Origin of the sequence: Curtobacterium sp. NPDC087082 (assembly GCF_044745045.1) — a bacterium.
Lineage (GTDB): Bacteria > Actinomycetota > Actinomycetes > Actinomycetales > Microbacteriaceae > Curtobacterium.
Genome location: NZ_JBIUZN010000001.1, coordinates 48,667 through 61,420 on the forward strand (window position 1 = coordinate 48,667; position 12,754 = coordinate 61,420).

12 protein-coding genes are annotated in these 12,754 nt (G+C 71.9%); 9 read left to right on the forward strand and 3 right to left on the reverse strand.

The genetic code is table 11. The features are described 5' to 3' along the window. Window positions 1-31: 31 nt before the first annotated feature. The gene (locus ACIPEP_RS00235) at window positions 32-1,099 is read right to left on the reverse strand and encodes an FUSC family protein (protein ID WP_402716131.1); all 1,068 of its coding nucleotides are present in this window, start codon (window positions 1,097-1,099) and stop codon (window positions 32-34) included. 159 nt (window positions 1,100-1,258) lie between these two features. Between ACIPEP_RS00235 and leuC the strand changes: the two genes are divergently transcribed. The 6 genes from leuC (at window position 1,259) to ACIPEP_RS00265 (ending at window position 7,740) form a co-directional block, all read left to right on the forward strand. Beyond that, window positions 1,259-2,698 (forward strand): 3-isopropylmalate dehydratase large subunit, encoded by a 1,440-nt coding sequence (gene leuC / locus ACIPEP_RS00240; protein ID WP_402716132.1) that lies wholly within the window; start codon window positions 1,259-1,261, stop codon window positions 2,696-2,698. After that, window positions 2,698-3,294 carry a 3-isopropylmalate dehydratase small subunit gene (gene leuD / locus ACIPEP_RS00245; RefSeq protein WP_070416426.1) on the forward strand — a complete coding sequence of 199 codons (597 nt, stop codon included), beginning with the start codon at window positions 2,698-2,700 and terminating at the stop codon, window positions 3,292-3,294. Before leuC ends, leuD begins: the two co-directional genes overlap by 1 nt. After that, window positions 3,294-4,661 (forward strand): UDP-N-acetylglucosamine 1-carboxyvinyltransferase, encoded by a 1,368-nt coding sequence (murA, locus tag ACIPEP_RS00250; RefSeq protein WP_071296140.1) that lies wholly within the window; start codon window positions 3,294-3,296, stop codon window positions 4,659-4,661. Before leuD ends, murA begins: the two co-directional genes overlap by 1 nt. A 4-nt stretch (window positions 4,662-4,665) precedes the next feature. Next, entirely contained in the window at window positions 4,666-5,502 is an 837-nt protein-coding gene (locus tag ACIPEP_RS00255; protein WP_309888907.1) for a lysophospholipid acyltransferase family protein, read from the forward strand. 91 nt (window positions 5,503-5,593) lie between these two features. Further along, window positions 5,594-6,607: an NAD(P)H-dependent glycerol-3-phosphate dehydrogenase gene (locus tag ACIPEP_RS00260; RefSeq protein ID WP_070419107.1), complete on the forward strand. Its 1,014-nt coding sequence runs from the start codon at window positions 5,594-5,596 to the stop codon at window positions 6,605-6,607. A 32-nt stretch (window positions 6,608-6,639) separates the two neighbouring features. Beyond that, window positions 6,640-7,740, forward strand: a complete 1,101-nt coding sequence (locus tag ACIPEP_RS00265) for a D-alanine--D-alanine ligase family protein (protein WP_071302178.1) — start codon at window positions 6,640-6,642, stop codon at window positions 7,738-7,740. A 7-nt stretch (window positions 7,741-7,747) separates the two neighbouring features. On the opposite strand, the gene ACIPEP_RS00270 is transcribed toward ACIPEP_RS00265, so the two are convergent. Beyond that, window positions 7,748-8,233, reverse strand: a complete 486-nt coding sequence (locus ACIPEP_RS00270) for a DUF3515 family protein (RefSeq protein ID WP_071302177.1) — start codon at window positions 8,231-8,233, stop codon at window positions 7,748-7,750. Between the two features lie 24 nt (window positions 8,234-8,257). Between ACIPEP_RS00270 and thiL the strand changes: the two genes are divergently transcribed. Next, on the forward strand, window positions 8,258-9,265 hold the full coding sequence (thiL, locus tag ACIPEP_RS00275; protein ID WP_402716133.1) for a thiamine-phosphate kinase: 1,008 nt from the start codon (window positions 8,258-8,260) through the stop codon (window positions 9,263-9,265). 25 nt (window positions 9,266-9,290) lie between these two features. Here thiL and ACIPEP_RS00280 read toward each other — a convergent pair whose 3' ends face one another. After that, window positions 9,291-9,854 (reverse strand): RsmD family RNA methyltransferase, encoded by a 564-nt coding sequence (locus ACIPEP_RS00280; protein ID WP_070416420.1) that lies wholly within the window; start codon window positions 9,852-9,854, stop codon window positions 9,291-9,293. 129 nt (window positions 9,855-9,983) lie between these two features. On the opposite strand from ACIPEP_RS00280, the gene ACIPEP_RS00285 reads away from it, so the two are divergent. Both ACIPEP_RS00285 and coaD read left to right on the forward strand, forming a co-directional pair. Further along, window positions 9,984-12,173, forward strand: coding sequence for an ATP-dependent DNA helicase RecG (locus ACIPEP_RS00285; RefSeq protein WP_402716685.1), 2,190 nt, complete (start codon window positions 9,984-9,986; stop codon window positions 12,171-12,173). 20 nt (window positions 12,174-12,193) lie between these two features. Further along, window positions 12,194-12,688: a pantetheine-phosphate adenylyltransferase gene (coaD, locus tag ACIPEP_RS00290; RefSeq protein WP_070416419.1), complete on the forward strand. Its 495-nt coding sequence runs from the start codon at window positions 12,194-12,196 to the stop codon at window positions 12,686-12,688. The last annotated feature ends 66 nt before the right edge of the window (window positions 12,689-12,754 follow it).

Consider the following 12,754-nt stretch of genomic DNA (forward strand, 5'->3'; position numbering starts at 1 on the left):
CGACCCGCCCCTCCTGTCCGCGCAGCCCGCGTCAGACGGTGCGGATCGCGCTCGTCGCGCCCAGCGCGCGACCGCGCCGCCGCTCGATCCCACGCCCCACGAACAGCAGCGCGACGCTGACGAGCGCGCCCAGGGTGGTCTGCGCGACGCGGTCGAGCGCGAGGAGCTCCGGCGCCTCGGGCAGGCTCAGCCACGACACGGCGAGTGCAAGCGGCGTGAGGAAGAGCAGGCACACGGCGTAGTGCCGCGCGACGAAGATCTCCGCGAAGAACTGCCCGACGACGGCGATCAGGACGATCCACCACGCCGAGGGCTCCAGCAGCAGGATGCCCACCGCGATCACGGTGCCGCCGATCGTGCCGATGAACCGCTGGAACGCCCGGAACACCGTGTGCCGCTGGCGCAGTGCGGGCAGCGTCGACACCACGGCGATGACCGCCCAGTAGGGGTGCCCGAGCCCGGGGATCGTCTCGGCGACGGCCCCGGCGACGAGCGCTCCGACCACGTTGAGGGCCACGGTCTCCCACAGCGCGGGCGTCCGGAGCACCGCGAGCGAACGGTGCTTGCGCTCCGCCAGCGGCCGGAACCGGTGCGGGGCGTGCGGGTGCAGCACGAGGCGCAGGACGGAGCCGGACATCGCGACGAGCCAGGCCCAGACGACCGAGCACACGATGATCGTGGCGATGACCGGGACGTCGGCCGACCGGACCGGCACGAGCGACGAGACGAGGAACGCGAACACCGGGAAGATCGGCTGCGCCGGGATCGAGCGGAGGGCGCTCAGCGTGCAGACGGCGAAGACGAGCACGAGGACGAGCCCGACCGCCTGCATCCAGAGCTGCGACCCGGCCAGGGCGACACCCACGCCGGCGGCCATGCACACCGCCTGCATCGCGCCGGCGACACCGGTCGTCACCGCACGCTGCCGGTAGGGCTCGGTCGCGCCGAAGATCGCCGTGAACCCGGCGAACATGGCGAAGGCGGCGTACCCGGGCATCCCGAGGGCGATGAGCAGCGCGAGCGGGGCGCCACCGGCGACCGCGGCGCGGATCGCGCCCTCGATGTTGATGGTCCGGGTCGAGTGCGCAGGTGTCGTCATGTCGCGACCATCTTCCCACCGCGACGGGTGTCGCGGAGTCGAACCGCGCCTCCAGGCCGCCGGATCGGCGCGGGAGCACGTTGGTATACCAACCTGCTAGACTCGCCGGACCGAGCCGCGACAGCGGCGCATCGACGACAACGAGGAAGGGTCGGGCCGATGGGAAAGACGCTCGCCGAGAAGGTGTGGGACGACCACGTCGTGGTCAAGGGCGAGGACGGCAACCCCGACCTCCTCTACATCGACCTCCACCTCGTGCACGAGGTCACGAGTCCGCAGGCGTTCGACGGCCTGCGCCAGGCCGGCAGGCCGGTGCGCCGCCTGGACCTGACGATCGCGACCGAGGACCACAACACCCCGACCCTCGCGATCGACCGTCCGATCGCGGACCCGACCAGCCGGACCCAGATCGAGACGCTCCGTCGCAACTGCGAGGAGTTCGGCGTCCGCCTGCACTCCCTGGGCGACAAGGAGCAGGGCATCGTCCACGTGGTCGGTCCCCAGCTCGGCCTGACCATGCCCGGCATCACGGTGGTCTGCGGCGACTCGCACACCAGCACGCACGGGGCGTTCGGTGCGATGGCGTTCGGCATCGGGACGTCCGAGGTCGAGCACGTCCTCGCGACCCAGACCCTGCCGCTCAAGCCCTTCAAGACCATGGCGATCACGGTCGAGGGCACGCTGCGTCCGGGCGTGACGGCGAAGGACATCATCCTCGCCGTCATCGCGAAGATCGGCACCGGCGGCGGGCAGGGCTACGTGCTCGAGTACCGCGGCTCGGCGATCCGTGCCCTCTCGATGGAGGGCCGCATGACGATCTGCAACATGTCGATCGAGGCCGGTGCCCGCGCCGGCATGGTCGCCCCCGACCAGACCACCTACGACTACGTGCAGGGTCGCGACCACGCCCCGACCGGCCAGGACTGGGACGACGCCGTCGCGTACTGGGACACCCTGTCGACCGACGACGACGCGGTGTTCGACGCCGAGGTCTTCATCGACGCCGACGAGCTCGAGCCCTTCGTCACCTGGGGCACCAACCCCGGCCAGGGCGTCTCGCTGTCCGAGAGCGTGCCGTCGCCCGCCGACTTCGACGACCCGAACGACCAGGCCGCCGCGCAGCGTGCGCTGGAGTACATGGACATCGCGGCCGGTACCCCGATGAAGGACATCGCCGTCGACGCGGTCTTCATGGGGTCGTGCACGAACTCGCGCATCGAGGACCTGCGGGCCTTCGCGTCGATCATCCAGGGCCGCAAGAAGGCCGACGGGGTCCGGGTCATGGTCGTGCCGGGGTCCGCACGGGTCCGGCTCGAGGCCGAGGCCGAGGGGCTGGACAAGGTCATCACGGAGTTCGGCGCCGAGTGGCGGTTCGCCGGCTGCTCGATGTGCCTCGGCATGAACCCCGACCAGCTGGCACCGGGGGAGCGCTGCGCGAGCACGTCGAACCGCAACTTCGAGGGGCGTCAGGGCAAGGGCGGGCGCACCCACCTGGTGTCGCCGCTCGTGGCCGCGGCGACCGCCGTGCGTGGCACGCTCTCCAGCCCGTGGGACCTGGAGACGTCCGAGTCGAACGCCGTCCTGGAAGGGGCAATCTGATGGACAAGATCACCACCGTCACCGGGATCGCCGCACCGCTCAAGCGGTCCAACGTCGACACCGACCAGATCATCCCCGCGGTCTACCTCAAGCGGGTCACGAAGACCGGCTTCGAGGACGCCCTGTTCTCCGGCTGGCGCCAGGACCCCGACTTCGTGCTGAACCAGCCCGAGTACCAGGGCGCGAAGGTCCTGGTGGCAGGCCCGGACTTCGGCACCGGCTCGTCGCGTGAGCACGCCGTCTGGGCACTGCGTGACTTCGGCTTCGCGGTCGTCATCTCGCCTCGCTTCGCCGACATCTTCAAGGGCAACGCGGGCAAGCAGGGACTGGTCACCGCGATCGTGACCGAATCGGAAGTCGAGCGGCTCTGGGCCGAGATCGAGCGGAACCCGGGGGTGTCGGCGACCGTGGACCTGGTGGCGCAGCGCGTGTCGCTCGGGGATGTGGACGTCCCCTTCGAGATCGACGCTTACACTCGTTGGCGGTTGATGGAAGGGCTCGACGACATCGGGCTCACCCTCCGTGACGAGACCTCGATCACGGAGTTCGAATCCCGCCGCTCCCGTTGGCGGCCGAAGACATTGCCGGTGAAGTAGTGAACTCTCTCGTACAGGACGCAGCGGCCGCAGGGGCGCGCGTGGGCCTCAAGTCGGACGAGATCGTCATCCGCGGGGGCAAGCCGCTCGTGGGACGCATCGAGGTCCGCGGGGCGAAGAACCTCGCGACCAAGGCCATGGTGGCGTCGCTGCTCGGTGACACCCCGTCGATCCTCAAGGACGTCCCGGACATCTCCGACGTCAAGGTCGTCCGCGGGCTGCTCGAGGTGCACGGCGTGCGCATCACCGATCCTGCACGAGGCGAGCTCATCCTCGACCCGTCGAACGTCGAGTCGGCGCACTTCGCCGAGATCGACGCCCACGCCGGTTCGAGCCGCATCCCGATCCTGTTCTGCGGTCCGCTGCTGCACAAGCTCGGCGAGGCGTTCATCCCGGACCTCGGTGGCTGCCGCATCGGCGACCGCCCGATCGACTTCCACCTCGACGCCCTCCGTGCCATGGGCGCGGTCGTCGACAAGCAGGTCAACGGCATCCACCTCACCGCCCCGGACGGCCTCAAGGGCGCGTACATCGAGCTGCCGTACCCGAGCGTCGGCGCCACCGAGCAGGTCCTGCTGTCCGCGACCCTCGCCGAGGGCGTCACGGAGCTCCGGAACGCCGCGATCGAGCCCGAGATCATGGACCTCATCGCGATCCTGCAGAAGATGGGCGCCATCGTCTCGGTCGAGCCGAACCGCGTCATCTTCATCGAGGGCGTGCAGTCGCTCCGCGGCTACACGCACCGTGCGATCAACGACCGCAACGAGGCCGCCAGCTGGGCCTCCGCCGCGCTCGCGACCAACGGCGACATCTTCGTCGAGGGCGCGAAGCAGCAGGAACTCATGACGTTCCTCAACGTCTTCCGCAAGGTCGGCGGCGGGTTCGACATCCAAGAGGACGGCATCCGCTTCTACCGCGAGCTCGAGGTCCTCAAGCCGGTCGTCATCGAGACGGACGTGCACCCCGGGTTCATGACGGACTGGCAGCAGCCGCTCGTCGTGGCCCTGACCCAGGCCGCCGGGCAGAGCATCGTGCACGAGACCGTGTACGAGAACCGCTTCGGCTTCACCGACGCCCTGAACGAGATGGGCGCGGACATCGTCGTCCACAAGGAGGGCCTGCCCGGGCACGACCGTCGCGTCGCCCGCCGTCCCTTCGAGCAGGCCGCGGTCATCACCGGCCCGACGACGCTCCACGCCGCCAACGTCCGCGTGCCGGACCTCCGCGGCGGCTTCAGCCACCTCATCGCGGCACTCACCGCCGAGGGCGAGTCCCACATCACGAACGTCGGCATCATCAGCCGCGGCTACGAGCACTTCATCCCGAAGCTGCGCAAGCTCGGCGCCGACTTCGACTTCGCGGGCTAGCGCGGTGACTGCTGCTCCGGCACCTCGCGGTGACGGTGAGGGCCAGGAGGCGCGGCGCGCCTCCGCCTCGCAGGTCACCACCGGCATGCCCGTCCCTGGGCGCCGGTGGCGTCGCGGCGAGCTGAACACGGCCTTCCGGATCCTCGCGACCGTGGTCATCCCGACCTTCCGCTTCTCCGCGCGCTACCACTGGCACGGACCGAACCGGTTGCCGGCCGAGGGCGCGTTCGTGCTCGCACCGAACCACTTCACCAACATCGACCCGCTCGTCGTCGGCACGGCGGTCTGGCTGTCCCGTCGGGCACCGCGGTTCCTCGCGAAGGCGTCGCTCTTCAAGGTCCCGGTCTTCGGCAAGATCATGTCCGGCATGGGCCAGATCCCCGTCGAGCGTTCCGGCCGTACCCGGCTGAGCGACCCGCTCGGTGGCGGCCGGTCCCTCATCGAGCAGGGCGGCGCCATCATCGTCTACCCCGAGGGCACGCTCACCCGTGACCCGGACCTGTGGCCGATGCGCGGCAAGACCGGCGCGGTGCGGATCGCGCTCGAGAACGACGTGCCGCTCATCCCGATGGCCCACTGGGGCACGCAGAACATCATGGCGCGGTACGGCAAGAAGCTCCGGCTCATCCCGCCGTCGCGCGTGGACGTCATCGTCGGCGACCCCGTCGACCTGTCGGCGTACCGCGGCAAGCCGATCGACCAGCAGGTGCTCGTCGAGGCGACCGAGCTGCTCATGCGGCACATCACCGCGCTGCTCGAGGAGCTCCGCGGGCAGCAGGCACCCCCGACCCGCTGGGACCCGGCGGCGAACAACCAGAAGGAGACCGGCCGGTTTGAGTGAGCAGCGACCGGGCCTCCGCCCGCACGATGACCACCCGGACCCCGCGGTCGCAGCCCCCGGAGCGGTGGACACCGCCGCGATCCGCGTGGTCATGCAGTCGACCGACAAGCCGCGCGTCGCCGTCATCGGTGCCGGCAGCTGGGGGACCACGTTCGCCAAGGTCCTCGCCGAGGGCGGTGCGGACACGGTCGTGTGGGCACGTCGCCCCGAGGTCGCGCGCGAGATCACCGAGACCAAGCGCAACTCGGAGTACCTGCCCGGCATCAACCTCCCGCGCACCCTGACCGCCTCGACGTCGCTGTCCGCCGTGCTCGACGGCGCCCAGCAGGTGTACGTGTCGGTGCCGTCGCAGACCCTGCGGTCGAACCTCGACGCGATCGCGCCGCTGCTCGCGCCGGGGGTGCCCGTGGTGAGCCTGATGAAGGGCGTCGAGAAGGCGACCGGTCTGCGGATGAGCGAGGTCCTGCTCCAGGGCCTCGGCATCGACCAGGACCGCATCGCCGTCGCGAGCGGCCCGAACCTGGCGCTGGAGATCGCCCGTCGGCAGCCCACCGCGGCCGTCGTGTCCTCGTCGTCGGCCGAGACCGCCAGCGCGGTGGCCGCCGTCGCCACGAACCCGTACTTCCGGTCGTTCATCAACACCGACGTCATCGGCACCGAGTTCGGCGGCGTGCTGAAGAACCTCATCGCCGTGGCGATCGGCATCGTCGACGGCGTCGGCTACGGCGAGAACACGAAGGCGTCGATCATCACGCGCGGGCTCGCCGAGATGACCGACTTCGCGGTGTCGCTCGGCGCGCAGCCCTCGACGCTGTCCGGGCTCGCCGGTCTCGGCGACCTCATCGCCACGTGCCAGTCACCGCTCTCGCGGAACAACACCGCGGGGCGGCTGCTCGGCCAGGGGTACCGGTTCGACGAGGTCGTGCGCCAGATGAACCAGACCGCCGAGGGGCTCGCCTCGGTCGCGCCGATCCTCGAGCTCGCCGCGGCGAACGGCGTCGACATGCCCATCGTGGGGCAGGTCGCCGAGGTGCTCGCCGGTAGGCTCGATCCGCGCAACATCGCGCCGCACCTCACCGAGACCGACGAACCCCAGGGCGAGTGACCGGTCCGACCCCGACCAGCAAGAGGACTGCCATGCCCACGATCGCACCCGTGCCACCGACGACCGTCGCCGTGCTGTTCGGCGGCCGTTCGAGCGAGCACGAGATCAGCTGCGTGACCGCCGGCGGGATCATGGACGTCGTCGACCGTGCCGAGTACGACCTCGTGCCGATCGGCATCACGAAGGACGGGGCGTTCACGCTCCAGCCCGACGACCCTGCGCAGTGGGCGCTCCGTGACGGCACGCTCCCGACCGTGCCCGACAACGGCACCCGCGTGGCGTTCCCGACGTCGCCGGCGACGAACGAGCTCGTGGTCTCGCACCCGGACGGCTCCGTCACGACGATCGCGGTCGACATCGTCTTCCCGATCCTGCACGGCCCGTTCGGCGAGGACGGCACCGTCCAGGGGCTGCTCGAGATCGCCGGTCTGCCGTACGTCGGCGACGGGGTGCTCGCGAGCGCCCTGGCCATGGACAAGCACGTCGCCAAGGCGGTCCTCGAGCACGCCGGGCTCCGGGTCGCGCCGTGGACGACCGTGCTCCGTCGCGAGTGGTCGGCCGACCCGGTCGACGTCGCCGAGGCGATCGCCGCGCACGGGTGGCCGCTCTTCGTGAAGCCGGCACGTGCGGGCTCCAGCATGGGGGTGTCCCGCGTGGACGGTCCCGACGAGCTCGGTGCCGCGATGGACCTGGCGTTCGAGCACGACTCCAAGGTCATCGTCGAGCCGCGGGTGATCGGGCGCGAGGTCGAGGTCGCGGTGCTCGAGGGTCGTGACGGAGTCCCGCGCACGAGCCTGCCGGGCGAGATCGTCGTCGCCGAGGACGGCTTCTACGACTTCGCGTCGAAGTACCTCGGCGGTGACGAGTCGCTGCTCTGCCCGGCCCCGCTCACCGAGGCGCAGACGGACGAGATCCGGTCGATCGGCGCCCGGGCGTTCGAGGCGATCGGCGGCTCCGGGCTCGCCCGCGTCGACTGCTTCCTGACCGACGACGGCTTCGTGGTGAACGAGGTCAACACGATGCCGGGGTTCACGCCGCTGTCGATGTACCCGCGCTGCTGGGCGGCGTCGGGCGTGTCCTACGGCGAGCTCGTCCGCGAGCTCATCGAGCTGGGGCGCGCCGCCGTCCGCTGACCCGGGCCTACTGGTCGACGTCGGACGGGTCCAGGCACTGGTGCCCGTCCTTCGGGAGCGTCGACACCGCGTCGGTGACGTCCTGCACGACCTGGTTCGTGGTCTTCGTCGCGTCGATGACGAGCTGGACCGCCGGCGACCGCCCGAAGGTCGTGTAGACGATCTGCCCGCCACGGTCGTCCCGGATCCAGTCGACGTCACCGAGCGAGAAGCACGGCAGGTCGGAGACCGTCGGGACGGCCACGCCGCAGTGGTACAGGGCCACCTCGGGGTCGCCCCACGCCGCCGTCGACTGGGCGTTCGTGTTCCGCAGGTCGAACTTCGAGTCGACCGCTGCCGGCAGCCGGACCTGCACCGCTGCGCACGCGGCGGCGTCGGCTGAGGGCGCCGGGGACATCGCGACGGCGTTCGTGCAGCCGGTCAGACCGGCCGCGAGGGCGATCACGACGCCCACGATCGCGGTCTTCCGGGTGGGGCGGCGCACGGTGTCCATCGACGTCCAGGCTACCGTTCTCGTGTGGACGCGACGTACGACGCCTGGGCCGGACCGACCGTGGGGGAGCTCGGCGAACTCGTCGTCCTCGACCGCATCGTGCGCCGGTTGCCCGCCGGAGCGCCGCTGCTCGGCCCCGGCGACGACTGCGCGGTCGTGGCGGCCCCGGACGGCCGGTTCGTGGTGACCACGGACATGATGGTGCACGGGCCGGACTTCCGCTGGGCCTGGTCCGCACCCGAGGACGTCGGGTGGAAGGCCGCGGCGACGAACCTGTCCGACGTCGCCGCGATGGGTGCGGTGCCGACCGGCCTCGTGATCGCCTTGGCGGCGCCACAGGACACCCCCGTGGCGGTGCTCGAGGCCTTCGCGGACGGGGTGCGCCTGGCCGTCGACGCCCTGGCGCCCGGCTGCGGCGTCATCGGCGGGGACCTCTCCACGTCGTCGGCGTTCACGGTGTCGGTGACGGCGTTCGGCGACCTCGAGGGCCGTGCCCCCGTCGTCCGCTCGGGTGCCCGCCCCGGGGACGTCCTCGCCGTCTCGGGGGAGCTCGGACCGGCGGCGCGCGGGTTGACGCGGCTCTTCCGCGAGGGTGTGGACGCCGGCGGCGAACCCTCCCGCGACGCGGTCGTGGCGAGCGGCGCGGACACGGACCCCGACGTCGGACGACAGCGGCGCCCGGTCCCGCCGATCGCGGACGGGCCACGCGCGGCGTCCGCGGGGGCGACGGCGATGCTCGACCTCTCCGACGGGCTGGCGATCGACGCCGGACGGCTCGCCCGGGCCAGCGGGGTGACACTGGCGCTCGACGAGGCCTCCGACAGCGGGCACGTCATCGACGAGGTGGCGCTGCACGGCGGTGAGGACCACGGGCTGCTCGCCGCGTTCCCGCCCGGTGTCCCGCTGCCCGGGGGGTTCCGTCGGATCGGCGTCGTGCTCGACCGGGGCGACGCGGACCTCGTGCGCGGGGGAGTGCCCGTGCCGACGACCGGGTGGGACCCCTACGCCGACTGGGACGGCGCGGCCGGCTGACCGGCTCGCGGGCGCGGGCGCGGCGTCAGGCGGCGGCGACCACGGCCTCCCACGCGACGGTCTCGCCGTAGCTCCGCTTGCTGAACGGCTCGAGCCCCGCGGGCCAGGTCGGCTCGGGGGAGCGCTTGCTCCGCTCCACGACGACCACCGCGGCCGCCGTGAGCCGGGGCACGAGCGTCTCGAGCACCTCGGCCAGCTCGTGCTCGGTGACGTCGTACGGCGGGTCGATGAACACCAGGTCGAACGTCCGCACGGTGCCGCGCAGGTACCCGAGCACCGGCTGCGGCTGCACGTCGATCCGCACCCCGGGAACCCGCTGCTGCACGGCCTTCGCGTTCGCCCGGCAGGCCTGCGCCGCCGCCGACGCCCGGTCGACGAGCACGACCTCGACCGCACCGCGGGACGCCGCCTCGAGCCCGAGGGCACCCGTGCCGGCGTACAGGTCCGCGACGGAGGTGTCGTCGACGAGCCCGCGTGCCTCGAGCGACGAGAACAGTGCCTCGCGCACCCGGTCGCTCGTCGGCCGTGTGCCGGACTTCGGCACCCGGAGCGTCGTGGAGCCGGCGGCGCCGGCGATGATGCGGGTCATGCAGCCACCGTAGCGGGCCGCCGCGCGCTCGAGGCGTTCTCCACAGGCGGTCCAGGAGGCGCGGATCGCGTCGGTGCCGCCGGGTACCGTTGACGTGTGGTCACGACCGGAACGACAACCGAGCCGGCGGTGCCGGACCTCGGCCCCGCACCGCTCGACGCGCGGTTGTCGACCGTCCTCGGCGGACGGACGGCGAGCGCGATCGAGAAGGCGTTCGGGTACCGCACGGTCGGCGAGTTCCTCGAGCACGCGCCCCGGCGCTACGCCGAACGCGGTGCCCTGACCGCGCTCGACTCCCTCGCGATCGGCGAGTCGGTGACGATCGTGGCCGAGGTCGTCGACGTCCGCGAACGGACGATGCGTGCGCGCCGCGGGTCGATCCTCGAAGCCAAGATCGGCGACGGCAAGGGGCTGCTCACCCTGACGTTCTTCAACCAGGGCTGGCGGACGAAGGACCTCGTGCCCGGTGCCCGCGGCATCTTCTCCGGCAAGGTCGGCGACTACCGCGGTGCACGGCAGCTCGCCCACCCCGACTACGAGCTGTTCGACCGCGACGACCCCCGGGCGACGGCGGACCCCGAGTCCGAGGAAGCCATCCGCTTCTCCCGCCAGCCGATCCCGATCTACCCGGCGACGTCGACGCTGACCTCGTGGCAGATCGCCAAGTCGATGGCGATCGTGCTCGACACGCTGCCCGACGTCCCGGACCCGATCCCCGCCCGGGTGCGGATCCGGCTCGACCTCGTGCCGTTCCGCAAGGCCCTCGAACTCCTGCACCGCCCCGAGAAGGTCGCGGACTTCAAGCGCGCGCAGGACGCCCTCCGCTACCGCGAGGCGTTCGTGCTCCAGACCGCCCTCGTGCAGCGCCGGATCGCCGCGCGCGCCACCGCCGCCACGCCGCGCTCCGCCTCGTCCGGCGGGATCCTCGAACGCTTCGACGCCACGCTGCCGTTCACGCTCACGGACGACCAGCGGTCGGTCGGCGCCGAGATCGCGCACGACCTGGCGGCGGACTGGCCGATGCACCGCCTCGTGCAGGGCGAGGTCGGCTCCGGCAAGACCCTCGTGGCGATCCGGGCGATGCTCACCGTGGCCGAGTCCGGCGGGCAGTCGGCGCTCATCGCCCCGACCGAGGTCCTCGCGGCGCAGCACCTCCGGTCGATCGTGAAGTTCCTCGGCCCCGACCTCGCGGCCGAGCTCCGGCCGGTGATCCTCACGGGGTCGCAGTCGACGGACGAACGGCGGCGGGCCCTGCTCGCAGCGGCGTCCGGCAGCTCGCGGCTCGTGGTCGGCACGCACGCGCTCCTCGGCGACCGGGTCGACTTCGCCGAGCTCGGCCTCGTCGTGGTGGACGAGCAGCACCGCTTCGGGGTCGAACAGCGCGAGGCCCTCCGCACGAAGGGGGCCACACCGCCGCACGTGCTCGTCCTCACCGCGACGCCCATCCCGCGCACGGTGGCGATGACGGTGTTCGGCGACCTCGACGTCTCGACGATCACCGGGCTGCCCTCCGGCCGCGCCGGCGTCGAGACCTTCACGGTCCCGCTCGCCGAGCACCCGGGCTGGGAGTCCCGCATCTGGACCCGCATGGCCGAGGAACTCGCCGACGGCCGACAGGCCTTCGTGGTGTGCCCGGCGATCGACGACGCTCACACGGAAGACGACGGCGAGCCCGACCCGGCGAACGACGACGCCCCGAAGCGCGCCCCGGCCACCGTGCTCGCCACGGCGGAACGCATGCGGACGATGCCGGTCCTCGCCGACCGCCGGATCGAGGTCCTGCACGGCCGCATGACGGCGGACGAGAAGGACCGGGTGATGACCTCCTTCGCGGCCGGAACGGTCGACGTGCTCGTGGCCACGACCGTGATCGAGGTCGGCGTCGACGTGCCGAACGCCTCGATGATGGCCGTGCTCGACGCCGACCGGTTCGGCGTCTCGCAGCTCCACCAGCTCCGCGGGCGCATCGGCCGCGGCCAGTACGCCGGCGTGTGCCTGCTCGTGACCGCGGCCGAGGCCGAGACGACCTCGCGGGAACGGGTCGACGCGGTGTCGGCGTCCGACGACGGGTTCGAGCTCGCGCGGGTCGACCTCGAGCTCCGGCGCGAGGGCGACGTGCTCGGCGAACGGCAGTCGGGCGGGCGGTCGTCGCTCAACCTCCTGCGCGTCGTGGAGCACGCCGACCTCATCGTCGACGCGCGCGAGGAAGCCGAGCGCGTGCTGGAGCCCGATCCGCAGCTCGACGGGCACCCCGCGCTCCGCGAAGCCCTGGCCCGGCGGCTCGACGAGTCCGACGCCGCGTTCCTCGGCAAGAACTGAACGCCGGTATCGTCGCTGGCATGGCGCAGATCGCGGTGGTCCCCGGTTCCTTCGATCCCGTGACCCTCGGGCACCTCGACGTGATCGGGCGTGCGGCGGGGCTCTTCGACGAGGTGCACGTGCTCGTCGTGCACAACCCCGACAAGCGGCCCGCGATGTTCGACGCGGTCGACCGTGTCCGCCTCATCGAGGAGTCGCTCGTCGAGACGGGCGTGTCCGACAACGTCCGGGTCGGGGAGTGGACCTCGGGGTTGCTCGTCGACTACTGCCGGCAGGTCGGTGCGAAGGTCCTCGTCAAGGGCGTCCGATCCGGCGAGGACGTCGCGTACGAGACCCCGATGGCGATCATGAACCGCCACCTCGCCGACGTCGAGACGGTGTTCCTGCTGCCGGAGGCCGCCCGCGCCCACGTGTCGAGCTCGCTCATCCGTCAGGTGGCGTCCCTCGGCGGCGACGTGACCCCGTACGTGCCGCAGGTGGTCGCGGCGGCCCTCCACGAGCACACCGGACGCTGAGCGCCGGACGCACGGAACCGGACACGCCCGCCCCCGCCTCGACTCGCAGGCCGGAGCGATGTAGGC

Bases quoted from the DNA above. Each gene is read 5' to 3' on its own strand.
- ACIPEP_RS00235 (WP_402716131.1), bottom strand. From the start codon at position 1,099: ATGACGACACCTGCGCACTCGACCCGGACCATCAACATCGAGGGCGCG.
- leuC (WP_402716132.1), top strand. From the start codon at position 1,259: ATGGGAAAGACGCTCGCCGAGAAGGTGTGGGACGACCACGTCGTGGTC.
- leuD (WP_070416426.1), top strand. From the start codon at position 2,698: ATGGACAAGATCACCACCGTCACCGGGATCGCCGCACCGCTCAAGCGG.
- ACIPEP_RS00260 (WP_070419107.1), top strand. From the start codon at position 5,594: ATGCAGTCGACCGACAAGCCGCGCGTCGCCGTCATCGGTGCCGGCAGC.
- ACIPEP_RS00265 (WP_071302178.1), top strand. From the start codon at position 6,640: ATGCCCACGATCGCACCCGTGCCACCGACGACCGTCGCCGTGCTGTTC.
- ACIPEP_RS00270 (WP_071302177.1), bottom strand. From the start codon at position 8,233: ATGGACACCGTGCGCCGCCCCACCCGGAAGACCGCGATCGTGGGCGTC.
- ACIPEP_RS00280 (WP_070416420.1), bottom strand. From the start codon at position 9,854: ATGACCCGCATCATCGCCGGCGCCGCCGGCTCCACGACGCTCCGGGTG.
- coaD (WP_070416419.1), top strand. From the start codon at position 12,194: ATGGCGCAGATCGCGGTGGTCCCCGGTTCCTTCGATCCCGTGACCCTC.